Raw genomic sequence first — 25,327 nt, 5'->3', positions numbered from 1 at the left:
GCCGCTCCTTCAGACTGGATGACAGGAACCTCGACCAAGGGGCCCTGTTACGACTGATGGCAGATTGCGGAATGGTTTGCGGGACATTGCGGCGTCTACTCAATATGATGTTAGAACATCTATTGACGCTTGCGATGCAAATAGTCAGTGCTTCCGGCACAGGGTAAGGCGTGTAGCGATGATTGATGACGGCTGCTGGCGTGCTTTTACATCGCTGCATTGTGATCGGTTCATTCATCATCGCGGTCAATCAGGAGTGTGCGGCGCTCGCTGGCGCCGCGCTCTTTTTGATGATCGCGTTATTCGTATTCGGCACGACTATGCCGTCGCGCATCGCGTCGGCGCAGCGTGCAATATCGTTGCGGCGGGCATTTACGCGCATCACGCTACGAACTAGCGCCGGCCGCCGCGTGCGCCTCCTCCGCCTCCTCCGCCTCCTCCGCCTCCTCCGCCTCCGCCGCCACGGGCTGCACCGCCCCCACGGTTGAAGTTCGAAGACTGCGCGCTCGCTTGCCCGCGATTGAAGTCCCGCTGCGCCGCGCCGCCCCCGCCGACACCCTGGAATGCCGAGTCGCGGCCGCCGCCTGCGCCTCCGAAACCGCCTTGTGCGTTTGACGAGCCCACGCGAGTGGGCGTTTGCGCGCGATTGCTCGCGGTTGCACTTCGATTGGACGCCTGTGCGCGATTGCCGGCTGCGGCGTTGCGGCTGGACGCCTCTGCGCGATTGTTGACGCCGGCAGTCCGGTTGGACGTCTGTGCGCGGTTGCCCGCCGTAGCACCTCGAGCCGATTTGTCGGACCGATTGCTGGCACCCGCGTTTCGGCCAGCGCGGTCGGCGGTACTCACATTGTTCTGACGACCCGTGCGGTTTGCACCTTCCGCCCGATTGGCGACCCCCGCACGCTCTGTGGCGCCGCCAGTGCGGCCGCGATAGTCGCGGCGTCCGTCGGCGCCCTGTACACCGTTTGCGTACTTGCTGCGAGTGGCGTTGTCACGATACGCGACGCCCTGACGATGCCCCGCATCGTGCTTCCATTTGCCGCCCTCCACGTTGGTACGGTTGAAATTGCGGTCGATGTTGGCGGCCTTGTTCACGTTGATGTTGACGTCGCCGCCGCCCCAGTTGCAGTTGCTGAAGAGTGCGCCTGCTGCAGCGATGCCAAGCCCCCACGCGAACCCGCTCGCGAGCGCGGCGCCGGGATAGTAGGCGGGATACGGCGGCCAGTAGGTGGGTGGGTAGGCGGGAGCGCTCCAGCCGCCGTAGACCACGGTCGGGTTGTAGGAGGGCACGTAGACAACCTGAGGATTGGACGGCTCGATGCGCACGATGGTTTGCTGCGCCGGGGCGGCCTGGCCGCCCTGGCCGCCCGCACTCGGGGCAGGTGCTTCGACAATGACTTTCTGTTGTTCGTTGGACGCCAGATGTCCGGCCTTTTGCGCACGCATCCTCAACCGCTGCACAGCGTCGAGCACGTCCTTCTCATTTGCGAGGAAGGCATCGCCAAGGCTTTGGGTCCAGTCGAGCTTGTCATTCATCGGTTCCAGCACCTGGGGAAAAGCCACCAGAGACTTCACGCTGACGTCCCACGGCTGGTCTTGCACTGCTTGCACGGCAGCTTCGCCCTTCAGGTTCTTGTGCGTTTTCACCCAGCGGGCAGCGCGCACGATCTCGAGCGGATACGTCGATGCCATCAGGACTTGCGACAGCAGCGAGTCGGGATAGAGCGCGATCGGTGCGACTAGCGCCTCGATTTCTTCCGGCGGGAGTTGCTGGGCCTGAGGTTCGGGCGCCGAGGCCGGGAGCGGTACTGACGCTGGGGCCGCGACAGAGGCTGCGGGTGGAACAGAAGCCGGCACGGCAGCGGCCACAGACGCCGGCGCCGAAGCGGGCTGGGTCTGAGCCTGCTGATCCTGTTGTTTCGATGGGCAGCCCGCCAACAGGACGACGAGGCTGGTGCTCAACAGTCGTGCAATCCTTATCGACATGGCTACCCCTGTTTCTTCGTCAGGCAGCGAAATGTTCCAGGGCGTTGACCGCACGAGGCCGCATGAGCAGGCGGATGAATTCGCTGATTGATAGATAGACGCGACGCTGCACTACGATTTGATGACTGATCACTCACTAGATTAGTACTCGATACACGATCGGTACAGTTAGACGCAGTGTGATCGAATACTGCAAGTCAGGAAAATGACGGTGCGCACAAAGTACTCCATCGAGAAGTTGGCGCGACAGCGGCATTCAACTAGAGTCATCGAGAGAAGAAAAGCAATGCGGCGCGTCGACACGACGAGCATGTTGCGCGCTGCATTCGATCCCAGATGAGTTCACGTAACCATCTTGACTGAAACAATCCGGCCAATGGATTCGCTTTTCGCATCGATCGTGATGCCTGTTTCGGGTAGTGGATGCCATGTTCATTTCGTTCGCCCGTGAGAATCCGGAATCTGGCCGTGATGTCCATCGCGCGTACGGGATTACCACCATGCGGACGGGAATTCGCAGTGGCTCTGCGACGCATTTGACAAGACGAAGACGTCGTCGTGACGGGTTGTTCCGGTCAACTTGGGTTGCAGCGATTTTCTCGGCTATCGTCTTCACGTCGGTCGACGCGCGCGCAGGTGATGAAACCCTCAGTTTTACGGACCCGGAGGACGGGCAATTCGACGTAAGCGACTTCCTGCTCAAACACAAAGGCGCGTTGCCTGTACCCATCCTGATCACCGAGCCCGCTGTCGGCTACGGCCTTGGACTCGGACTATTGTTCTTCTCCGATCCGTCCTCCGATGCAGGGGCGGGTCCTCCGCGCGATGGCAAGGAGCGTGTGCCGCCGAACGTCACGGCACTGGGCGGCCTGTACACCCAGAACGGTACATGGGCCGCCGCCGCGGCTCACTTCCACACCTGGGACGATGACAGATACCGATATCTTGGTGCGATTGCCAAAGTAGACGCACATCTGGACTACTTTGGCCTTTCCAGTCAGCCGAGATCCTATACGCTCCTGGGTGTTGGACTGATCCAGCAAATGCTGATGCGGATTGGCAACAGCCGCTGGTATGCGGGTTTGCGCTATATCTTTTTCGATTCGTCGTCCACGTTCGGTTCTGGCGAAGCACCGGTAGAACTGGGCAGCGTGCAAAAGGATCAGCGCATCGGCGCCGGCAGTATCGTGGTGGACTATGATTCCCGAGACAATATTTTCTACCCGGGTGAAGGCAGTTTCCTCGAGTTTGAGGCGCAGGCCGCCCGGACGGCTTTCGGCGGCACGCAAAACTACGATATCTACGCTGCACGCGGCTACACATGGCAACCGTTGACGCATACGCTGATACTTGGCCTGCGCATGGACAGCAGATTTTCCAGCGGTGACATTCCGTTTTACGCACAACCGTATGTCGATCTGCGTGGCGTTCAGAAGGGCCGGTATCAGGACAGAAATGCCGTGACGGCCGAAATGGAACTGAGATGGGATTTCATTCCCCGGTGGTCATTGCTCGGCTTTACAGGCGTGGGCAAGGCATATGGACGATGGCACAGCTTTTCTGAATCGCAGAATGTACAGAGCGTCGGCGCGGGCGTGCGCTATCTGATCGCACGCAAGCTCGGCCTCGCGGTAGGCATCGACGTAGCACACAGCAAGGATCAGAACGCGTTCTACATACAAGTCGGCAGCGGCTGGCGGTGACGGCATCGATGCGCGTGCTCATCAGAGGATGAGACGGATGAAGACGATGCGTGGCGAGATGCTCGGTGCGGTCGCTTTATGCGCTGTGATTCGGAGTGTGGAAGCCAGCCCCGTTGACTTGTCGAACGCCTTGCCTAATTTTATCGGAGGCGGTATCGGGTCGACGACCGAGTATGCGGGTGGCAAGGACCGGATAGTCGGCGTTTTACCGGGCATGCGCTATGTGACCAGTGGTGGTCACTTGCTGGAATGGTATGGAACCTACGCGCAATATAACTTTGGCAACCTGACAGGCTTCCAATGGGGCCCGGCTTTGGCGTTGCGACTGGGCCGGCGCGATGTCGATGATGCCGTGGTCTCGCAGATTCACAGCGTGGACACGACGCTGGAAGGCGGCGGCTTCGTCGGATACGAATACAGTCACGTTGGTGATATCCCGTATCGCCTGCGCGGAGAGGTTACGGTAGTCACGAATGCAGGCGCGGTCTATTCAGGCGCGCGTATCTCGCTGAACACTAGCGCGTGATTCCCTATCCATCAGCGGATGTTCGTCGGAGGCGGACTGGGGGCGACCTGGGTGAGCGCGGGCTTCAACGAAACCTATTACGGCGTCACGGCCGAGGACGCCGCCAAAAGCGGACTGCCCGTGTATACACCAGGTGGGGGACTGAATCAGGTGACCGGATGGCTTGCCGCGATCTATCAGATCAATCCGGGCTGGTATGCAGGCGCAATGATTTATTACCAGCGCATCAGCGGGGACGCAGCCGCTAGCCCGATCGTCACGCAGCGAGGCACGCGGAACCAGCTTACCTACGGAGTCGGCCTTGCTTACGCCTTTCGCTAAGGTTTTGCCGACATCGGTTGGCAGCATCCGTTGCCCGGATCGCACGTCGACAGATTGACGAAGCGGATGTGAACAACCACGATATAAAGAATGAGCCGCGGCTTCAGCCGCCCGGCATGTTACCGGAGCCGCGCGCGGCCGCCGGGCGATAGCCTGGCCGTGCCGCGTCACCGGGCGGAGACGGGTCGCCACTAAAGGAAAGCAACCTGACGCGTCAATTGACAGGGGGGCTTGATGCGGTTTTGCACCATTGAGTCAGCTTGCAGTCTCGAAGACGATCGCCAAGGCACAGTGGAGACGGCCATGTTCCGGCGGCCACGGCCGCGTCGCACGTCATTCCTGGCGATGAGCGCGGTCCTGATCGTCGCCTTGCTGCCGCTTCCGGCACACGCCCAGCAAACACCGGGTCAACAACTGTCGAACCGCACCGTTATCGGCGGCAACGTGAAGCAGCACGCCGACGCGGTGCTCGCCGTGATGAGCTACACGACGGTCCCGGATGTCACGACCAGTTCGCTTTCGATCAACAATGGCGCGTCCGGAAATCCTGGCTTCGGTCAGTCGCAACTGGGGGGCGGGTTTACGATCAGCAAGTCCATTCCGTTGTATGTGGAGGGCACGCTCGCCTACAGCCGCTACGACCCGACGTTCGTCGCCACGGACGGTGCCCAGCAGCGTGCATTGCCAACCCGATGGAACACTTTCAGCAGCACGGTCGGTATCGGCTGGGATTTCCGGATCACTGATGAACTCGTATTCCGTCCGATTCTCAACGGTACGATCGGACGCGTATCGAGCGATCTGAAACTCGGGCAGTCGGTCGTCAACCATGTGACAGACAGCAACCTCCAGTTCCTGGAGAATGGCTCGCTCGATGCATATGGCTATGGCGGCTCGCTCGTGCTCGACTACGAACACTACCGCGCAAACTATGAGATCGACGCTGAATTGCGCGCGACCGATATCTACCTGCGCAGCTTCGGTAGCTCGTCGGAGGCGGTTCAGGGTTCGGCCATGGCGCAGCAAGTGAGCCTGTGGACGCGCTGGCGCGCGCCGACAGGCTGGCACGCACTCGACCGGCCCATCCGCTATGTGCTGGAATTGGCCTACTCGCATTACTTCGGCGACAGCGCAGGGGTGCTCGGTTTCAACGATCTCACGTCATTGGGCGTTGGACTCGAACTCGACAGCAGCAAATATCCGGTCGTCATCACTCGCACGCGTGCCCTCGTGAGATATGTTTTTGGACACAACGTACATGGCGTGTCGTTCGGATTTGCCGTGAGCTTTTAGGTGCGTCGGCGCATGAGACCAAAGTCCAATAACGCCATTGGGATAGAGCGTCTAGATTAATAGGTTTCCAGGCCGCCATACCCTCGAAAGGAGGACCGTTCGGAAGAGTTCTCCATGAACGCATTCACGCGGCGTCAGGTCACTCGTTTTCAGCACTTCGTCAGCGAACGCACTCGCGTATCAGTTCGCGTAGGCGCGTCAAGCGCTGGCGCGGGGAGGATCATGCCATTCTTCCGCAGATGGCCAGCGGTAGCCTGCATCCTGATCGCGCTTGGCGCCTGCATCGTTCCGGCGGATGGCGCGCCTCTGCCCGCCACGCTGCAAGGTATCGTCAATACGGCGACGGGAGCTGCATCGCCAGTCCCGGCATCGCAATCCGCATCCGCCTCTTCCGCCGCCAGCGAGGCTGAGCTTGCGCGCTCGCTGGACACCTTGATCAATACGCTCGACAACGACACACAACGTACCGCGCTTGTCACCCAGCTGAAAGGCCTGCGAGACGCCAGCCAGCATGTTGCGCCCGCAGCACCTGCGCCAGCTAAAGGCGATCTGCTCGGCGCAATCGCGTCCGGCCTTGCATCCGTCGAGACGAACCTGAACGAAGGACGCACGCCGCTGCATTTCTGGGCGACCCGTTTCAACGCGGCGGCAAGCGAACTGCGAACGGTTCTCACAGGTGTACGCGGAGAATCATTCGCCGCGCTTCTGATCGGCATGGTGGTGACGCTTGCGGGATGGGGTGCTTGCGCAGGCTTGCTGATCTATTTGCAGCGACGCATCGGTGCGCGTTATGGCTGGCATGTCGCGCTCGCGCCGAATCCGACGTCGCTCGACATGCTGGGCTTCGCTTTGCGGCAGACCGGGCCCTGGATCGTCGCGTTCGTGGCGGTGCTGCTGTTCGTGCAGTCAATGCCCGATGCGCTCGGCCGAACCCTTGGGCTTGTGATTGCCTATGCGATCGTCGCGGGATCGATTTTCTCGGCGATCTGCATGATCGCGTTCTCCGTGTTCGGTACGGCACATCGGCGCGTCGCCGTCCAGCAGTTGCTTGCGCGGGGGCTTTGGCCGCTGTTTGCAATCGGAGCATGTGGCGCGCTTGGCGACGCAACGGCCAATCCGGAGGTGATACGCCTGCTCGGCGCGAATCTGGCCGGGCTCGTGTCGAGCTTCGCCAATATGGCGGCGGCCATTTTGATCGGTTACTTTGCGCTCGCTTACCGGCGGCCCGTCACACATCTGATACGCAACCGCGCCTATTCGCGCAGGCGCGATCACAAGTTCGCCACGGAAGCGCTCGATATTCTCGCTTCACTGTGGCATATCCCGATCCTGCTGATCGCGATCGCATCCGTCGTCGCGATCATCGACGGGCGCGGTGAGGAGGGGAACGTCCTGCAGCCGTCTCTTCTCAGCGCACTGTTTCTTGTTCTCACGCTGTTCGTGTCCGCCTTGCTGCTGCACCTGACGCGTCGTAAGGACTCGCGCGTGCAGCGCCGGGCGCCGCATCTGATGCGACTGCTGCGCTTCGCCACCATGTTGTTCCTTCTCGCGATATGGCTTGCGTACATCCGGTTTGAACTGGTGCTGTGGAGCGGTCCGATCGCCCGTCTGATCAGACACAACGCAATGACGCCTGGCTTCAGACATGCGCTAATCGCCGTTATCGCGACGGTCTTTGGCGCCTGGCTCATGTGGATTCTCATCGACACCGTCATCCTCGAAACATTGGGCCCGAGCAGTTCACGCAACAAGACACTCAATCCAGGCGTGCGAGCACGCACGATGTTGCCGCTGGTGCGCAACGCGATATTCGTGACGGTTGTGAGCCTGGCGGCCATCATCGGCGCCGCGAGTCTTGGGATCAATCTGACACCTCTGCTGGCAGGCGCGGGAGTGATCGGCCTTGCAGTGGGCTTCGGTGCGAAGTCGCTGGTCACGGATCTGATTACGGGACTGTTCATCATCGTCGAGGAGACGATCTCGGTAGGTGACTGGATCGACGTCGACGGTGGCCACGCCGGCACCGTGATGGACCTGACGATCCGCACGGTGCGGCTGCGCGACGGACAAGGCGCGGTTCACACGATCCCGTTCTCGCAGATCAAGATCGTCAAGAATCTTTCGCGCGACTTCGCCAATGCGGTATTCGAAGTACGACTGCCATTCTCGGCCGACATAGACGAAGTGACCCGGATGATCGTGCAAGTCGGGGCCGACCTGACCGAAGATTCCCGCTTTCGAGACGAGATTCTCGGTCCCATCGAAGTGTGGGGACTCGACCGGTTTGATGCCAACTGGATCGTGGTGAAAGGGCAGATCAAGACCCGGCCTTTACAGCAATGGAGCGTGGCGCGCGCTTTCAATGCACGCCTCAAGCTCGTGATGGACAGGGCTGGCATCGAGATCCCGGTGCCGCAGATGCAACTGCACGCGTCACCGAGGGAGCGCAACCTGTGAGCGGAACGCGCGCGGACTGCAGCCGGCATCGAAAGCGGCGGCGGTATATGTACAGCCGCCGCTTTCTGCAAAACGCCGCTACGAAGGAATGATCCGCTCCCGCTTCAACCTGTCGAACAGCGCATAGAACGCATCCGGTGTGCTCTGGTAATCGAGGAACCCGGCTTTGCGGCTTTTGCTCATGTCAGTCAGAACTTCCATCGGACGTCCGAGGTCGGCGTCCGTATGCCACCACGACACGAGCCTGTCGATGCCTGCTTCTTTCAATTGATAGCGGGCCGCGATTTCCGCCCATTGCCTGCTCGCCTCCTGCATGCGATGTTCGAGCGGACGAGTCTCACCGTCGAAAGGCGCAGGCTCGATGCCGAAGTATTGCGCCAACTGCGACCACATCCATTTCCACCGGAACACGTCGCCATTGACGACGTTGAAGTCCTCGTTGCGCGCGCTGGCCGATGTGGATGCCCACTCGAGATGCCGCGCGAGCAGGCGCGCGTCGGTCATATCCGTGAGACTGTTCCATTGCGCGGGCGAACCCGGAAACACGAACGGCTGCCCCGTTTCCTTGCACAACGTGGCGTACACGGCGAGCGTGACGCCCATGTTCATCGCGTTGCCGAGCGCGAAGCCGATGATGGTATGCGGCCGATGCACGCTCCAGCTGAAGCCATATTGACGCGCTGCTTCGAACAGCCGGTCTTCCTGCTCGTAGTAGAAATTGTCGACGGGTTGCCGGCCCTGTTCCTCGCGAAACGGCGTGAGCGGGACACTGCCTTGCGCATACGCTTCGAAGGGGCCGAGATAGTGCTTGAGCCCCGTGACGAGCGCGGCATGTTCGAGCTTGCCGGAAGGGCCGAGCGCGTCCAGCACGTGACGCACCATTGCGCCGTTCACTTCGATGTTCTCGCGCTCAGTTGCCTGTCGCGACCACGCGGTGAAGAATACGTGACTGAAATGCTGCCCTTGCAGCGCGTCGGCAACGGATCTCGCGGAAGTCAGATCGGCTGTGACGGATTCGATGCCGTCGGGCGCCTTCGTGCGGCCGCGCGAGAGACCTGTCACGTGCCAGCCTCCGCATGCGAGTAGATGTTGCGCCAGATTGCCGCCGACGATGCCCGTCGCGCCAATGATGAGTACACGTTTGTCCATGTAGAGTCAAAGAATCGAAAAGTATCTGGGTTTGCAGGAAGAATCTGCGGATGCATGCTTCGATAAAGAAAGCGTCTACACGCTTTCGAACGTCCGGCTATCGGGCCGTATGCCATCGAAAGCACATGCCAGCAAACGATGTACCGCTTCATAAGAGAGCGGCCGGGGGTTGTAATAGGGCGCCTGCATTGCGGCCGTGGCCGCCGCGTGAATATCGGATGACCGAAGGCCCAGCGCTTCGAGAGACGCTGGCGCATGGAGCGAGCGGCCAAGCTCGTGCAGCGCGGCAGCGGGTTCTTGCGTGTCCAGCGCCTTGCACAGGCGTTCGTGCGCCGCTGGCGCGGCAGGCAGATTGAACGCCATCGAGTAAGGCAGCATCACCGCATGGGTTTCCGCGTGCGGCAGATTGAACATCCCGCCGAGCGTGTGGCACAGCTTGTGATGCAAGGCCATGCCGACGCTGCCAAGCACGGTCCCGCACAGCCATGCGCCGTACTGGGCGGCTTCGCGCGCCGCGATATCGTCCGGCTGCTCGACGATACGCGGCAACGCACGCGCGAGGCTGCGGATGCCTTCTTCCGCAAACAGCGACATCACGGGATTGGCGTCCTGCGCATAGAGGCCTTCGGCGGCGTGCGCGATCGCGTTGAGGCCGCTCGTCGCCGACAGCGCTACCGGCAGCGTCAGGGTGAGGGACGCGTCGTAGATCACCGTGCGCGGCAGCACGCGGTAGCTCTTGCCCGTCTTTTTCTCGCTGGCCGACGTCATGCCGTAGATAGGCGTGACTTCGGAGCCGGCGTACGTGGTCGGAATGGCGAGGATCGGCAACGAGGTTTCGAGCGCAATGGCTTTCGCGAGTCCGAGTGTCGACCCGCCGCCCGCTGCGACCAGTCCATCCGCGCCCGCCGCGAGCGCCGCCGCGACCCCTTCCTGCGCGGTTTCGACGGGCACGTGCATGACGGCCCGGTCGAACACGTCCGCGCAGTGCTCGCCCGCGAGCTTGCGCACGCGGTCGGCGAGAAAGCGCTGCTCCGGCGTGCAGAGCACGAGCGCGCGCCGGATGCACAGTTCGTCCAGTTCGCCGGCGAGGCGCTCGATCGCTCCCGAGCCGAAGACGATGCGGCCGGGCCGGCCGGTGTAGGTGAAGGCAATCATGAGGATCGGCTCAGAACGAAGTCGAATGCGAGCGTGCTGAATGGCGTCGCCATGACCGTGCCGTCGGGCGCAGTGCCGCTTTCGTGGCGAACCCACGGCGCGATCAGCGACGAGCGCACGCCGAACACGGCATCCGAGTCCAGGTAGCGATCGCCTTCGCGGAAGACGTGCGTGACGAGCCGTTCGTAGCCGGGCGCCGTAATCATGAAATGCAGATGCGCCGGGCGCCACGGATGACGCCCCAGTGCTTCGAGCATGCGTCCCACGGGACCATCGTGCGGAATGGGATACGGCTCCGCCACGATCGAGCGAAAGTGATAACGCCCATCGGACAGGCTGTGCAGCACGCCTCTTGCGCGATGCGTGTCGGCGTTGCTGTGCTGGACGTCGTAGAAACCATCGGCGTCCGCCTGCCAGACTTCGATGCGCGCGCCGCTCACCGGCTCACCGTCCGGGCCGCGCACCACGCCCGACACGAAGCACGGTTCGCCGCGCGCGCCATTGGCGACATCGTCGCCGTTGTGATACTCGGGCGCATTGTCGACGAAGAAGGGACCGAAGACCGTCGCTTCCGTGCATCCGCTGGGCTTGCGATGCGCCATTGCCGTCACGAGCATCGAAAGGCCCAGCGTATCCGACAGCAGGATGAATTCCTGGCGGCGGTCGTCGGTGATATGGCCGACATCGGTGAGAAAGCGGATGCCGGCTTCCCATTCGCGCTCGGTCAGGCCGACTTCGCGGGCGAAGGCGTGCAGATGCCGCACGAGACTCGTGACGATCGTCTGGAGCCGCTCATCGGGTGCGTGTTCGTGGCGTGCAAGCACGGCATCCGTGATGGTGTTCTCGTCGAGGTTTCGCATGAATCGATTCCGTTGGTCTGACTAGCGGTTGTCGACGCGCTTGAGGAACGGTCGGATATCGACGGTGCGCCAGATTCCCGCCTTGTTGAACGGGTCGTTGCTGTTGAAGCGCATCACGTCGCCGATCTCATCCGCTTCGTAAAGAAAGAAACTGCCGATCATCGTTTCCTGATCGCCTGCCAGCAGCGGGCCCGACATGACCATCCTGACGGGCGAGGTGGCCAGATAAGCCTTGTGTGCTTCGTAATGGGCAAGACGGCGTTCGACCATGTTGTCGTGGTCGAGGCAATAGACGGTGTAGTGCATCGCGACTCCGGAATGAGGTGAAAAAGTATTCAGCGGGAAAGGCCGGCTTGCGCTTCAATGGCGAGCACGATGGAGAAGAAGTCCAGATCCGCGCCATCGCCCTGTGCGTAGCGGGCGAACTGCTCGCGCACGAGCGCCGCGGCTGTCATCGGTACGCCGGCTTCGGCGCCCGCATCGACCACGAGCGACATGTCCTTGAGCATTTGCCGCGACGAGAAGGCAGGGGAGAAGTCCCGCTTCTTCAGCGGATCGAGTTTGTATTTGACGAGCGGCGACGCGGCGACGCTGTCGCCGATCACATCCAGCATCTCGGCCCAGTCCAGGCCACCCTTCGTGCCGAGCGTCAACGCTTCGGCAAGCAGCACGGCCGTCGAGCCGACGAGGTGATTGATGGCGAGCTTCAGATAACGTGCCTGCTGATCCTCGCCGACATAGTACTGGCGCGTCGACATGGCCTGGAAGACGGGCAACGCGCGACCGTACGCGTCTTTCGGGCCCGACGCGAACACGGTCAACTGGGCCTTGTCGGCGAGGACCGTGCTGCCGGAAACGGGCGCGCAGATGTAGCCGATGCCGCGCTTGCGCGCCGCGTCGCGAACCTCGCCCGACGCCGCGGGCGACACCGTGCTCATGTCGATATAGACGGCACCGTCGTTCGCATTTTCGATCACGCCATGTGTGCCGAGCGCGACTTTACGCAATACGGCGTCGTCCGGGATGATCGAGAAGACGAGAGGCGCCGAACGTGCGACGCTTGCGACATCCTCAGCGCGGTGCGCGCCGAGTCGAATGGCCTCGCCGACGCGCTCTGCGTCGACGTCGTACACGGTTACGTCGAATCCTGCGGCGAGCAGATTGCGCACGATGGGCGTGCCCATCTTGCCGAGCCCGATCCAGCCTATCTGTTGCGCGTTGTGTTTCTCTTGCGTGTGCGGCATGTCGTCACCGTGTCTGGGGATTGATGAGAATTTTCATCTTGTCGCTGCCTTTGTCGCTCAGCACGTCGAAGCCTTTCTCGACGACGTCGTCGGCATCGATCAGATCGTGGATGAGCTTTTCAACGGGGAACTTGCCGTTTGCGATCATGCCGATGATGCGCGGCCAGATCGTGACGGGGTAACACCACGTTCCTTCTATCCGAATGTCCTTCAGCGACCATTTCATCGGATCGACACTCGCTGTGCCGACATGCAGGCCCGCCTGAACGACGGCGCCCGCCGAACGCACGGCATCGACGCAGGCGTTCAGCGCATGCTGGTTGCCCGCGCATTCGATCGCCACGTCGACGCCCACGCCTTCCGTCAGATCGCGAATCTTCTGCGGAAGCTCGCCATCGGATGGATCGAAGATGTCGGTCGTGACGCCGAAGCTCGCCATCTTCGCGGCGCGCGCCGCGTTGGGTTCGCTGACGAAAATCTTCGTGGCGCCCGCTGCATGGCAGGCGAGCGCCGCGAGCACGCCGATCGGGCCCGCGCCAGTAATCAGCACCGTCGAGCCGACCGTGACGCCGCCCCGGTCCACGGCATACAGTGCAACGGCAGCGGGTTCGATCAACGCTCCCTGCTTGTCGCTGACGCTGTCGGGCAGGCGGTTCGCGTGATAGTCGTTGAGCACCGTGTATTCGGCCATGCCGCCGCCGTCCCAGCTCAGCCCGACGCAGCCCATCTTCGTGCAAAGATGGCGCATGCCGCGCGCGCAGTAATAGCACTGGCCACACGACGCGAGCGGCATCACCGAGATGCGGTCGCCGCGTTGTACGTTCTTCACGTCCTTGCCGACTTCGACGACCTCCGCGCTGAATTCATGGCCCAGAACCTGAGGCGCTTTCGCGCCCGTCAATGCATGCGGCTCGGTCGGCACCACAATGGGACCCGCCTGATACTCATGCAGATCAGTGCCGCAGATGCCGCACCACAGCGGCTTGACGATCATCTGGTTCGCGCCCATGCCCGTCGGGTCCGGTACGTTTTCGACCCGGATATCGTGCGCACAATGAAAACGCACTGCTCTCATATTCGACTCCTTGGTTAGTCGGGCCATTTCGGATGGCCTCGTGTGGATCTGGAAATTCAGCGCTGCCGGCGGCTCACGTAGCACGCGGATGCACCGATGATGATCACGCCCTTGACGATGATCTGCGCCTGCACAGGCATGCCGATCAGCAGCACGATGTTGAAGACGATGACGAGAATCGCTGCACCCGCGAGTCCGCCGAGCAGCGAGCCGCGGCCGCCGGAGAGCGCGAGGCCGCCCATCACTGCGGCGACGATCGAATCGAGTTCAAAGCCGCGCCCCACCCAGTTATCGACGATGCCGACATAGCCCGACAGGATCAGTCCTGCCAGTCCGGCCAGCAGCGCGCTGATCACGTAGCACGCGATGCGCACGGTGTCGGGACTCACGCCAACCAGTCTCGCGGCGACGGCGTTGCCGCCCACCATGTACACGCGTCGCCCGAACGTGGAGAGATGCAGCAACGTGCCTAATACGATCGCGCACGCGATCAGCAACAACACGTTGACGGGCATAGCCGCGATCGAGCCTGTTCCCAGCACGTGAAAGAGCGGCGGTACGTTGCCCGAGGGCGCACCCTGCGTGTAGGCAAAGCGCAGGCCGTCGAGCACCACGGCGGTGGCAAATGTTGCGAGAAACGGCGACACCTGACGCTTCGTGACGAGCAGACCATTGAGCAGCCCCGCGCCGATGCACAGCAGGAGCGTGACGCCGAAGATGGCAGGAGCCGAATGGTTCGTGTCGTCGAACGCGGTGGCGATCACGGCCGCCGTCGCCATCACGGAGGCAACCGACAGGTCGAGTCCGCCCACGAGAATCACGAACACCTGGCCAATCACGACGATGCCGAGCGGCGCGAACTGCACCAGCATGTTGACCACGTTGTCGGCGCGCAGGAAAGCAGGCGACCATGCACCCGACAGCGCAATCAGCGCCACGAGAAACAGATAGATGCCATAGCGTCGCGCGACGCCGAGTGACAGCATGCGCGCCGGTGTGGCGTCGCTGCGCGGAGCAACCGAGTTCATGCGAGCCTCCGTTTCTGCTGGACGTTGACGCAGACGGCCGCGATGATCGCGATACCCTGCACGATGAGCTGATACTGCGACGGCACGCCGGCGAAGTTGATCAGGTTGTTGAGCATGCTGAGCAGATACACGCCGAGCAGCGTGCCGATGACGCCGCCACGCCCTCCGCTCAGAATCGTGCCGCCGACGACAACGGGCGTAATCGACGCAAGCGTGTAGTTCGCACCGAGATACGGTTGGCCCGAGCCGAACTGCGCGGCCAGATAGATGCCCGTCAGGCCTGCGCAGAGTGACGAGAACGTGTAGACGAACAGAATGACGCGTTTGCGCGGAATGCCCGTTAGCGTCGCCGCGTTGTCGTCGTCGCCGACCAGGTAGACGTAGCGGCCGAGGCGCGTATTGCGCATGAAATACGACACGCAGCCATAGAGCAGCAGCACGACGGTGGCGGTGACGGGCACGTTGGCGTATCGGCCGTAGGCCAGCGCGTCGAAGCCGTCCGGCACGCTGCCCGCGGGGCCGTTCGCGTAGTACAGGATGCCGCCTTGCAGCACGGCACCCATACCCAGCGTGACGATCAGCGGATGCACGCGCAGCCAGAGCACGAGCAGGCCGTTGGCCAGGCCTACGACGACGGACAGCGCAATCGCGACCGAAATCGCCACGCCCCAGCCGCCTTGTGTGGCATCCGACAAACCCGAGGTGAGCGTCGCCGCGACGCTGATCAGCGAGCCGACGGACAGATCGATGCCGCCCGTTAGAACGGCGAGTGTCTGCCCGAGCGCGACGAGCGCGAGTCCCGTCGCCTGCTGATGGACGTTCAGCAGATTGGATAGCGTCGAAAAGCGGTCGTTGACGCTGGCCCCCGCGATGAACAGCACCGCAATCAGGCCAGCGACGATGCATACGGCTGCGTTCGGTGCGACATGCCGCCTAATGAGCGAATGCATGAGTGCCTCCCGTCTGCGCGAATTGCGCGCCACCCGTCGCGAGCCCCATGATGTCGTGCTCCGTCATCTGCTCGCCGCTGACTTCGCCCGCAATACGCCCCTCGCGCATTACCAGTACGCGGTCGGACATGCCGATCACTTCCTGCAACTCGGAACTGATCATCAGGATGCCGAGTCCGCGATTCGTCAGTTCGCGCATCAGTCGATAGATTTCCGCCTTCGCACCGATGTCTACGCCGCGTGTCGGCTCGTCGAGAATCAGCACGCTGGTACACACGCGTACCCATCGGCTGATGAGCACCTTCTGCTGGTTGCCACCCGATAACGTCGCGACGCTGCCCGCAGGCCGCGCGCCCGCGATGCCGTATTCGCGGATTGCATCCGCGCCTGCCGTACGTTCTTCCCTTGCTCGCAGCAATCCAAAACGGGACACGCGCCGGAGGGTTGTCGCGGTGACGTTCTGCGCGACGTTCAGGTACATCAGCAAGCCTTCTGATTTGCGGTCTTCCGTGACGAAGCCGAGGCCAAGGCGGATCGCCGTTGCAGGCGTCATGCGCGCGTGGCGCGCGCCGCGCACTTCAATCGTGCCGCGCGCGGGCAGGGCGCCGAACACGCCCGACGCGAGTTCGGTGCGGCCCGAGCCGACCATGCCGGCAAGTCCGACGATTTCGCCGGCGCGCACGGACAGTGAAGCGTCGAACACGCGATTGCCGACCTGCAAACCTTCGACATTCATCAGCACCGTGCCGCCCGGTTCCAGCGCGGGCTTTGGCGGATAGATATCCTTCATTTCGCGGCCGACCATCATCCGCACGAGATCGGCGCGCGTCGTGTCCGACACGGCTTGGGTGCCGATCTTGCGGCCGTCCTTCATGACGGTTACGCGGTCACACAGTTCGAAGATTTCATCCAGCCGGTGCGAGATATAGACAATCGCGACGCCGCGTTCGCGCAGCACGCGCAGCCGTTCGAACAACAGTTGGACTTCCTTGCCGGCGATGACTGCCGTCGGTTCGTCGAGTATCAGGACGCGTATCTCGCTCGCCATCGCCTTCGCAATCTCGACCATCTGCTGGCTGGCGACAGAGAGCGCACCGACACGCTCGCGCGGATCGAGTTGCACGCCCAGTTCGTGCAGCAACGTGGCGGCGCGTTCGTTCATCGCGCGGTGGTCGATCATGCCCAGCCGCGTGCGGGGCTCGATCCCGGCGAAGATGTTTTGCGCCACGCTCGATTGCGGAAACAGCACGAGTTCCTGATAGATGATGTGAACGCCGTGTACCTTTGCGTCTGCTGGAGACTTCCACGCAATGGGCTGACCGTCGAAGCGCAATGCGCCTTCGTCCGGTACGTAGGCGCCCGCGAGCACTTTCATCAACGTCGATTTGCCCGCGCCGTTTTCGCCGACCAGCGCGTGAATTTCGCCGCCGCGCACGCCGAAGCTCACGGCATCGAGGCTCTTGACGCCAGGGAACTGCTTGGTGATGCCGCTGACTTCGATGACGTCGGGCGGCGCGGCGAGGCTATCGCGTGACGGACTGGATGCGGGCCGGTTCATTTCTCACCCGGCAGCTTGATCTTGAAGGTCGACGGGTTGTAGTCCGCTCCCATGCCACCGTCGATGATCTTGTCGGGCGGGCCCTTCGCATCGACCACCTGATCGATGTACTGGTCGGGGTGCGGCACCGATGCCGTCTCGTCGCCACGCGTCAGCGCGATCTGCGGACTGATCTCGTAGATCTTCGGCAACGGTTGACCTTGCAGCACCTTGAGCGCGACATCGAGCGACGTGCCGCCCATCGAAGGCGGATAGCCGATTTCGAGCATCGGAATCTTGTACTTCAACGCGAGTTGCAACGGGCCGTTGAGGTCGGCTGTCGTGTGCGGCGGAATTTCGCCGGGTTTGAAACCGGCCGCGAGGAACGCTTCGATAGAACCCGCGACGGGCAAGCCGTGCGCGCACCATACGGCGTTGATGGTGTGCCCGTACTTCGCGATCATGGCCTGCATCTGCTGCTTGGCCTTCACGGGGCTCCAGTCCGAGTAGACCGTGTCGAGCACCTTGATGCCGGGGTATTGCGAGAACACTTCATGCGCAGCTGCTTCGCGATCGGCGCTGACGCTGGAACCCGCCTGGCCTGCCAGCATGATGACGTTGCCCTTGCCGTGCAGCTTCTCGACGATCCATTGCGCCCATACGCGGCCCATCATCGCATCCGAACCCGTCACGAATGAAACGAAGTTATCCGATGAAATGCGCCGGTCGACCATCACGACGGGAATGCCCTGTTTCATCGCGCGCGTGACGACGGGATCGAGCGCTTTCTGCGTGTTGGCGCTGACGATCAGCAGGTCCACGCCGCGCGAGATCAGGTCCTGAATATCGGCGGCCTGTTTGGCGTCGTCCATGTTCCCGTTGGTGATCAGCAGTTGCTTGATGAGGTCGGGATGCTCGGACGCGGCCTTCATCAGCGAGTGCTGCATCACGACGCGCCAGCTGTCGCCGAGTCCCGCATTCGAAAAACCGATCACGTAGGGCGGCTTCTTCTTAAACTTCGCGGTGTCCGAGAACGGAATCTGCACGGCGGGATTGAACAGAAACGTGCGCGGCGCGCCCGTGTAATCCGCGCGCGCGGCACAGGAAGCCGTCAGGATGAAAGCCGCTGCGGCGAATACGCACGCACGGTGAAAGCGGGTCGAACGACGCATGAATGTCTCCGTAAATGTTCTGATATCTGTCGGAAAACACGAGCGTTGTCTCGCTACGCTTCAACGCGGCTGGCTGCCACATGCACGGGTAACGGGTTCTATAATCTGGCGTTACCGATGCTGGATACAGCGTGCTTCCCGACGGCGCCAATGTGGCATGGTTGACGGAGCGCATCTAGCAATTGCCATTACTAGTAATGGCAGTAACAGGGAAGGCAGAAGGAGCCGAGACATGGAGAAGCAGCAGCGTCTGAACGAACTGGCCGACTTTCTGAGGACGCGCCGCGCCCGTCTTCGGCCTGAGGACATCGACTTTCCGAGCGGCAGCCGCCGCAAGACACCTGGCCTGCGCCGCGAAGAAGTGGCCGAGCGTGCTGGTATCAGCGTCACCTGGTATGCCTGGCTCGAACAGGGCAGGGAAGTGAATGTGTCGTTCAAGACGATCGAAAGCCTCGCCAATGCGTTGAAGCTTTCGCCGCACGAGCGCACGCATCTGTTCGAACTGGCCAATCACTACACGCCGCCTGGCCCGTATCCCATCGCGCAGAATGTGACGGATACCGTTCGGCGCATGCTCGATCAGCTTGGCAACATGCCCGCGTATGTCGTCGACGGCAACTGGAACTATGTGACGTGGAACGAAGCGGCGGTGCGCGTGTTCGCCGACTTCCGCAAGATGCCTGCGGGCCGCTGCAATCTGCTGTGGTTCACGTTTCAGCAAGACGGCGCGCGTGCGCTCTTTCAGGGCTGGGACGCCTATGCAAAATGCGTGCTGGCGCAGTTTCGCGGCGACTATATTCTTCGACCGTCGGGCGAGGTGTTTTTGCGCGATCTCGTCGAAGAACTGAACGATACGGATGCCGATTTCTGCCGCTGGTGGGCCGAGCACGAAGTGCTCAAGCGCAGCGACTGGCGCAAGGTCATCGAGCACCCGGTAGCAGGGGTGCTGGAACTGGATGCGCTGTCGCTGGAAGTGCCCGATGCGCCGGGGATGCGCATCATGGTCTACACACCGGCGCCGTCGACGGATACTGCGCAGCGCATCGAGGCGCTGATGAAAGCCGATCGCGCGGTGACAACGCAGCTCGAGGCCGCAACGGTACTAGACACATTTCGAAAAGCGCGGGTGTCGAAAACCGGGCAAAGCCGTTGATGACACGGGAGTCGGTATAAACCCTGAATCGTGCGCTGCAAGCTGCCGTCACGCTGTAACGATGCTATGGCACAACTTCATGCACGAAATGCGTGCAGGCTTTTCGGTGCTGGACTTCGAGAGGACGCAACTCGGACAGCCAGGACGGGTATGATGAAATACCCCGTTCGGGCTCGTCTCCGACCGACGTATGACAGTGCAGTTGAGCCTGATACTGCATATCGGCAGCGCTCATGCTCAACGCTTATCCGACCAGATGCGGCAGCGCCGGCTCATACGTCAAGGCCCGGCGTGAGCATCGATGTGCGAGAGGGCATCCCATGCTGCAGCCATTTGCATCATCTGATCCGTTCACGATGGGAGTCGAACTCGAAGTTCAGGTCGTCAATACCCATGACTACAACCTGACGAAGGCGGCGACGGAGTTGCTGAACCGGGTGAGCGAGCAGACTTTTGCGGGCGCGATCAAGCCGGAGACAACCGAGGGGATGATCGAGCTGGCGACAGGCATATGCCAGAATTTCGACCAGGCGAGGAGCGAATTGCAGGTGCTTCGCGATACCCTGGTCCGGGCGGCCGACTTTCTCAATGTGGGGGTGTGCGGCGGCGGCACAAACTTCTTCCAGAACTGGTACGACCAGCGTTCCGACGGGCGCGAGCGCTCCGAATATCTGATGGGGCTATATGGCGCGCTATACCAGCAATTCACGATCTTTGGCCAGCACGTGCATGTAGGCTGCCCGGATCCTGATTCGGCGCTCGTTCTATTGCATTCGCTTTCGCGTTACGTTCCGCACTTTATTGCGTTGGCTGCTTCCTCGCCGTATGTGCAGGGGAGTGACACGAAGTTCCAGTGCGCCCGGCTCAATTCGGTTGCGCCATTTCCTTTGTCGGGGCGAGCGCCGTTCGTGACGACGTGGTCGGAGTTCGAAGCCTATTTCGAGCGCATGGCGAACACGGGCCTCGTCAAAAGCCTGAAGGATTTCTACTGGGATATACGTCCAAGCCCGGGATACGGCACGATCGAGATACGTGTCATGGACACACCGCTACGCGTCGAATGGGCCGCCGCGATCGCCGCGTATATCCAGGCGGTTGCGCGCTATCTGCTGGTTGATAAACCTTTGCGCCTCAGTGAGCGTGATTACGAAGTGTATCGGACGAACCGGTTCATGGCCTGCCGCTATGGGCTGGATGGTCTATGCGTGAATCCGGAGACCGGGATTCGCGGTCCGATTCGAGCCGACATTCTTGTCACGCTGGATGCGATCGCTGAGCATGCCCGCGTTCTGGGTGCGGAGGAGGGCCTGGATATCATCAAGCGTACTGTGACTGAAGGTGTCAGCGATGCAATGTGGTTGCGCCGCATCTACGGCGTACATAATTCATTGCATGAGGTTGCTCGCCAGCAATGTCAGGTCTGGCGCGGCGCGCAGATGCCGGGATAGACGTTGGGTTCTGCGGACGCGTGTTTTTCGGTTCCATGCACTCGATTGAAGAAGCAGTCGAAGGCATGTTAGCCGCGGAAGCGTACGTCCGCTGCACCCGTGGCAGATAGCGGATATCGTAGTCGGCATGCATTGGTTCGCGATCGCTTTCGAAAGAGGTGGTTTCATCGACAGTCGCGAGCCGATATCCCGTTGTACCTGCACGTTGTCGCGTACGCACGCGAATTGACGGGCTGCTTTGCGCCTGCGAGGGTGCGGAGGTAGCGCCATGGCTGTGCCGACAGATTTCCAGCTGCGAAAAATCCCACTTAAACACGGGTCTGGTTCTATGCCTGCTATTGGGTTCGGCACGCTGATCCCCGATCCAGCCACGACCAGAACGGCCGTCTACGATGCGCTGACGGAGGGGTATCGACACTTCGACTGTGCAGAGCGATATAGAAACGAGGGCGAGGTGGGAGAGGCCTTGCACAAAGGGCTCGCGGCCAACGGGATGGCTCGCGATGAGGTCTATGTGACGACCAAGCTCTGGAACTCGAACCATCGGCCTGAGCGCGTTCCGCTGGCTTTCGAAGCAAGCTGCAAGAAGCTTGGAATCGACTATCTGGATCTGTACCTGATACATACGCCATTCGCGTTCCAGCCGGGAGACGACCAGGACCCGCGCGATAAAAATGGCGACGTCATCTATGACGACGGTGTCACGTTGCTCGACACATGGCGTGCGATGGAAGCGCTCGTTGACGGTGGGAGATGCCGGGCGATCGGACTGTCCGACATTACGTTGAAGGACTTGCAACCCCTATATGAGGCGGCAAGAATCAAACCGGCGGTGGTGCAGGTCGAAGCCCATCCGTATCTTCCGGAGACGGAGCTTCTCGAGTTCTGCAACGCGAACGGGATCATTTTTCTGGCCTTTGCACCGCTGGGACATGGAATAAGGCCAGGTCCGCTCGATGATCCCGTCGTCGCGGCGATCGCCGCGCGTGTGGAGAAAACACCGGCGCAGGTTCTGCTCGCCTGGGCCGTGCAACGTGGCACGGCTATGTTGACCACGCCAAAGACAGCCGCTCGCGCGCGGGAAAACTTCAATATCTCCGCGCTCCCTGCAGACGCGTTCGAAGAGATCAATCAGATTCAGACCAGGCGACGATATAACGAAGTCGTGAAGACGGGCTCGCCAGGATTCATTCCGTCACGTAAGTGAGCGCCGCATACCGCGCTTGTTGACGAAGCGCTTTACGCATCAGGGCGTTGGGCGCGTCGCGGGAATGACGCGCTCTGCCGGGAATCGTATAAAGGTGTGACTGTCATGGCACGACTGCTATCGGTGAATGTTGGCCTCCCGCGCGACATCGAATGGAATGGGCGGACCGTGCATACGGGAAGCTGGAAGCTTCCGGTGGCAGGGCGATGTGTCGCGAGGCGCCTGGGACTTGACGGTGACGGTCAAGGGGATCTTGGTGGCCATGGCGGAGAACAACGCGCCGTGCTGGCCTATCAGGTCGACTCGTATCGACACTGGCAAACGTTCCTGAACAGGAAGGAATTCGGCTTTGGACAGTTCAGCGAGAACTTTACGATCGATGGATTGCCGGACCATGAGGTATGTATCGGCGATGTCTACAAGATCGGTCATGCGATTTTCGAAGTCACTCAACCTCGCGTGACCTGCTATCGCCTCGGTATTCGCATGGACGAGCCGCGCATGGCAGCCTTGTTGAGTTCCAGCGGACGCCCGGGGTTCTATCTGCGCGTCCTGCAGGAAGGCGACGTGGGCGCTGGCGACGAGATCATCAAGCTGCGCGGAGCGAAGGAGCAGATGAGCGTCGAAGAGATCAATGCGCTGCTGTATTCGCCTGCCCATCCACGTGACCGATTGGAGCGTGCATTGTGTATCGATGCGCTGTCACCTGGATGGCGAACGTCGTTCAACTCGCTACTCGGCAGCATCGAGGCAGGCGCGACCAGCGGCAACGCGGGGCTTGCGCTTGCCGCGGTGTCGAATGCCGTTGCGCCCGGCTTTCGACAACTTGCAGTCGTAGCAATCCAGCGGGAGTCCGCCGACGTTCTTTCGTTCGTATTCGAGGCGACGGATGGCCTGCCACTTCAGCAGGCTCGTCCGGGGCAATATGTTGTGTTGCGTCTAAAACAGGGCGCTGAAGATCCTCCGTTCTTTCGGAGCTATTCGCTATCGGCTGCGTCGTCGACAGGCCGATATCGCATCAGCGTGAAGGTCGAGCCGAACGGGGCGGCCGGCACCTATCTTGGCGATCGTGTTCGCGTTGGAGATACGCTCGATGTCAGTGCTCCACGCGGGGACTTCGTTCTCAAGGAAGGCGTCAATCCCGCCGTATTGCTGAGTGCTGGAATCGGCGTGACGCCTGTTCTCTCGATGCTGGATGCACTGGCGGCGGCGGGGTCCACGCGGCAGGTTCTCTGGATTCATGCGGCCCGCGATGGCAAGCATCATCCTTTCGGTGCCGAATCTCGACGCCTGCTCAACATGCTTGAGCACGGACGCGGCTACGTTTGCTACAGCGCGCCGGCGGCGGGCGATCGTATCGGTGACGACTTCGACGACGCGGGTCGTGTGTCGCAAGTGGCGTTGGAAAAGATTGGCCTTCCCGTGGATGCCGATGTCTATCTTTGCGGGCCGGCATCGTTCATGCACGACATGAAGCGAACCCTGGAAGGCATGGGCGTTCCGAATTCACGACTTCACATGGAGCGCTTCGGCGGTGTCGAGTCGCTGAATCCGGGTATCACGGGCAAGTCGGTACGCGCTCCGCATCTGCCGGTTTCAGAGGTCACCGAGGGGCCGCTGGTGTCGTTCGCACGCAGTGGCATCGCCGCACATTGGAATGCGCTTTCCTGCCAAAGTATTCTTGAACTGGCCGAAGCCTGCGACGTACACGTCCGATGGTCGTGCCGGACGGGGATATGTCACAACTGCGAGAGCGGGCTTGTTTCGGGAACGGTTGCCTATGCACCGGAGCCGCTCGACAAGCCTGCCGAGGGCAATGTGCTAATTTGCTGCGCCCGACCCGTCGGGGACGTCGTAGTGGATTTGTGACTTTGATCTCGCGGCGGCTCTCTTAATTAATTGATTGCATGTCGCATCTTGTGATGTGGGACCAGGAGGCCCTGCCACGCCCAATCTCGCGATACCCAGTGCTATAGTTGCTCCATCCCTCTTCTGCGATCCTGACTCCCATGTTTTGCGACGCGTGCGACGGAATGCTACAGAGCACTACCCCTGTTCCCCATCCACAGTTGCAGAAATCACCCTGTTCGACGAGGCTGCGTCCACTGGGTCGCCGCCCGCTCGAAGTGTGCAGATATCGCTGTCTTCTGTGCGGGGTGAACTGGATGCTCGAAACTGACACGTCGAACCCAGGCATGCAAGAGTGGATCTGCCTTTACCAATCGTCGAGCATTCTCGAACCCGGCAGCGTTTCGGCTCCCACTTCGCAGTTGAAAGCTGATTCTCCAATGGTCACCCGTGTGAACGCCGCTCATGCGGTTGGCCCGGAACGGCCATATCAAATGTTGATCCGGCTAGGATCGCTTCCCTTCATATGACGAACAAAGAAAGCAAAGCTGAGCGATAGCGGTACAGGTGAATTGACTTTACGAAACATCCGTTCGTAACGGGTTCGCCAGTCTTTGCAGACCACTACCTGTTTCGCGGCCATTTAATGACAAATGGCTCGGCGCAAATGACCGTGGATTTCCGCAAGGTCAATCAAATTCAATATTTGATTTCGCGGGCTGCCTGTCGGCCGTGTTGCTTGGTTTCGCGTTTATCCTGCCTGCATTGCGGGTTCGATTTCTGGTTGGCAGCCCGGCAATCCTGTTTTGTGTGGCGGGCGCCCTGGCGTGTTTCCTGGCGAACATCACGCCCTGCGCGACGTTGCTGCGCCTGTTCGGTTGCCAACGAATTCCCGGTAGAGGCCGCCAGCAAGATTGCAGCTAGCGCAACCGCGCACCTTCTATTCCGTAAGAACATGATGCAGTCTCCCTGGACGTGATCGCTACGGTGCGATGTCATGCCTGTCATGTGCATTCGTTTCGCCAATCTAAACGAACTGCATGTAATGAAACGCTGCGCAATGTCAAAGCCGGCTGAGGATGTGTAGCATCGCGCACGACCTTCTCTCAGGCGCGGTAACGCGAGCAGTAGCACTGGCGTCGATTCGGGTTCAGAAGATGACTTGCACGGTAACGCACATACAGGCGCAAATGCAATGCTTCTTCTGAGCAGAAC

At 61.2% G+C, this 25,327-nt stretch carries 20 protein-coding genes and 1 pseudogene; 9 read left to right on the top strand and 12 right to left on the bottom strand.

The window, feature by feature from the left end:
- Window positions 1–178 precede the first annotated feature (178 nt).
- Window positions 179–397: a hypothetical protein gene (locus tag BLT65_RS46670; protein ID WP_143036588.1), complete on the top strand. Its 219-nt coding sequence runs from the start codon at window positions 179–181 to the stop codon at window positions 395–397.
- On the opposite strand, the gene BLT65_RS30330 is transcribed toward BLT65_RS46670, so the two are convergent.
- On the bottom strand, window positions 394–1,986 hold the full coding sequence (locus BLT65_RS30330; RefSeq protein ID WP_425273171.1) for a DUF3300 domain-containing protein: 1,593 nt from the start codon (window positions 1,984–1,986) through the stop codon (window positions 394–396). The two genes, BLT65_RS46670 and BLT65_RS30330, sit on opposite strands and share 4 nt — an antisense overlap.
- A gap of 566 nt (window positions 1,987–2,552) precedes the next feature.
- Between BLT65_RS30330 and BLT65_RS30325 the strand changes: the two genes are divergently transcribed.
- The 4 genes and pseudogenes from BLT65_RS30325 (at window position 2,553) to BLT65_RS30310 (ending at window position 8,286) form a co-directional block, all read left to right on the top strand.
- Window positions 2,553–3,689 (top strand): BamA/TamA family outer membrane protein, encoded by a 1,137-nt coding sequence (locus BLT65_RS30325; protein WP_091784770.1) that lies wholly within the window; start codon window positions 2,553–2,555, stop codon window positions 3,687–3,689.
- A gap of 28 nt (window positions 3,690–3,717) precedes the next feature.
- Window positions 3,718–4,536, top strand: a pseudogene (locus tag BLT65_RS30320) (MipA/OmpV family protein).
- Window positions 4,537–4,881: 345 nt separating this feature from the next.
- Entirely contained in the window at window positions 4,882–5,829 is a 948-nt protein-coding gene (locus BLT65_RS30315; RefSeq protein ID WP_091784897.1) for a hypothetical protein, read from the top strand.
- A 114-nt stretch (window positions 5,830–5,943) separates the two neighbouring features.
- Complete coding sequence (locus BLT65_RS30310; RefSeq protein ID WP_091784767.1) at window positions 5,944–8,286, top strand: mechanosensitive ion channel family protein; 2,343 nt, start codon at window positions 5,944–5,946, stop codon at window positions 8,284–8,286.
- Between the two features lie 78 nt (window positions 8,287–8,364).
- Here the strand turns inward: BLT65_RS30310 and BLT65_RS30305 are convergent, their stop codons facing one another.
- The 10 genes from BLT65_RS30305 to BLT65_RS30260 form a co-directional block, all read right to left on the bottom strand.
- Window positions 8,365–9,435: an SDR family oxidoreductase gene (locus tag BLT65_RS30305; RefSeq protein ID WP_091784764.1), complete on the bottom strand. Its 1,071-nt coding sequence runs from the start codon at window positions 9,433–9,435 to the stop codon at window positions 8,365–8,367.
- Window positions 9,436–9,510: 75 nt separating this feature from the next.
- Complete coding sequence (locus BLT65_RS30300; RefSeq protein WP_091784761.1) at window positions 9,511–10,590, bottom strand: maleylacetate reductase; 1,080 nt, start codon at window positions 10,588–10,590, stop codon at window positions 9,511–9,513.
- Window positions 10,587–11,450 (bottom strand): intradiol ring-cleavage dioxygenase, encoded by an 864-nt coding sequence (locus BLT65_RS30295; protein WP_091784758.1) that lies wholly within the window; start codon window positions 11,448–11,450, stop codon window positions 10,587–10,589. Before BLT65_RS30295 ends, BLT65_RS30300 begins: the two co-directional genes overlap by 4 nt.
- A gap of 21 nt (window positions 11,451–11,471) precedes the next feature.
- Entirely contained in the window at window positions 11,472–11,756 is a 285-nt protein-coding gene (locus tag BLT65_RS30290) for a YciI family protein (RefSeq protein WP_042308849.1), read from the bottom strand.
- Window positions 11,757–11,785: 29 nt separating this feature from the next.
- A complete protein-coding gene (locus tag BLT65_RS30285; RefSeq protein WP_091784754.1) occupies window positions 11,786–12,694 on the bottom strand; it encodes an NAD(P)-dependent oxidoreductase in 909 nt (302 codons plus the stop codon).
- A 4-nt stretch (window positions 12,695–12,698) separates the two neighbouring features.
- A complete protein-coding gene (locus BLT65_RS30280) occupies window positions 12,699–13,769 on the bottom strand; it encodes a 2,3-butanediol dehydrogenase (protein WP_009770704.1) in 1,071 nt (356 codons plus the stop codon).
- Window positions 13,770–13,825: 56 nt separating this feature from the next.
- The gene (locus BLT65_RS30275; RefSeq protein WP_091784751.1) at window positions 13,826–14,797 is read right to left on the bottom strand and encodes an ABC transporter permease; all 972 of its coding nucleotides are present in this window, start codon (window positions 14,795–14,797) and stop codon (window positions 13,826–13,828) included.
- A complete protein-coding gene (locus BLT65_RS30270; protein ID WP_091784748.1) occupies window positions 14,794–15,747 on the bottom strand; it encodes an ABC transporter permease in 954 nt (317 codons plus the stop codon). The genes BLT65_RS30275 and BLT65_RS30270 overlap by 4 nt, the downstream gene beginning before the upstream one ends.
- Window positions 15,731–17,305, bottom strand: coding sequence for a sugar ABC transporter ATP-binding protein (locus BLT65_RS30265; RefSeq protein ID WP_091784745.1), 1,575 nt, complete (start codon window positions 17,303–17,305; stop codon window positions 15,731–15,733). Before BLT65_RS30265 ends, BLT65_RS30270 begins: the two co-directional genes overlap by 17 nt.
- A complete protein-coding gene (locus BLT65_RS30260; RefSeq protein WP_009770708.1) occupies window positions 17,302–18,456 on the bottom strand; it encodes an ABC transporter substrate-binding protein in 1,155 nt (384 codons plus the stop codon). The genes BLT65_RS30265 and BLT65_RS30260 overlap by 4 nt, the downstream gene beginning before the upstream one ends.
- A gap of 232 nt (window positions 18,457–18,688) precedes the next feature.
- Here BLT65_RS30260 and BLT65_RS30255 point away from each other — a divergent pair, with 232 nt between their 5' ends.
- From BLT65_RS30255 to BLT65_RS30240, 4 genes are all read left to right on the top strand, one after another.
- Entirely contained in the window at window positions 18,689–19,609 is a 921-nt protein-coding gene (locus tag BLT65_RS30255; protein WP_091784741.1) for a helix-turn-helix transcriptional regulator, read from the top strand.
- A gap of 320 nt (window positions 19,610–19,929) precedes the next feature.
- The gene (locus BLT65_RS30250) at window positions 19,930–21,057 is read left to right on the top strand and encodes a YbdK family carboxylate-amine ligase (protein WP_091784738.1); all 1,128 of its coding nucleotides are present in this window, start codon (window positions 19,930–19,932) and stop codon (window positions 21,055–21,057) included.
- A gap of 268 nt (window positions 21,058–21,325) precedes the next feature.
- Window positions 21,326–22,264 carry an aldo/keto reductase gene (locus tag BLT65_RS30245; RefSeq protein WP_091784735.1) on the top strand — a complete coding sequence of 313 codons (939 nt, stop codon included), beginning with the start codon at window positions 21,326–21,328 and terminating at the stop codon, window positions 22,262–22,264.
- 168 nt (window positions 22,265–22,432) lie between these two features.
- Window positions 22,433–24,133 (top strand): MOSC and FAD-binding oxidoreductase domain-containing protein, encoded by a 1,701-nt coding sequence (locus BLT65_RS30240; RefSeq protein ID WP_244186758.1) that lies wholly within the window; start codon window positions 22,433–22,435, stop codon window positions 24,131–24,133.
- A 678-nt stretch (window positions 24,134–24,811) separates the two neighbouring features.
- Here the strand turns inward: BLT65_RS30240 and BLT65_RS48085 are convergent.
- Window positions 24,812–25,069, bottom strand: coding sequence for a hypothetical protein (locus BLT65_RS48085; RefSeq protein WP_081920993.1), 258 nt, complete (start codon window positions 25,067–25,069; stop codon window positions 24,812–24,814).
- Window positions 25,070–25,327: the final 258 nt, after the last annotated feature.

It is taken from the genome of Paraburkholderia steynii, assembly GCF_900100565.1.
Lineage (GTDB): Bacteria > Pseudomonadota > Gammaproteobacteria > Burkholderiales > Burkholderiaceae > Paraburkholderia > Paraburkholderia terrae.
Note: the sequence above shows the minus strand (reverse complement) of the source record. Positions and strands in the feature narration are given on the sequence as shown.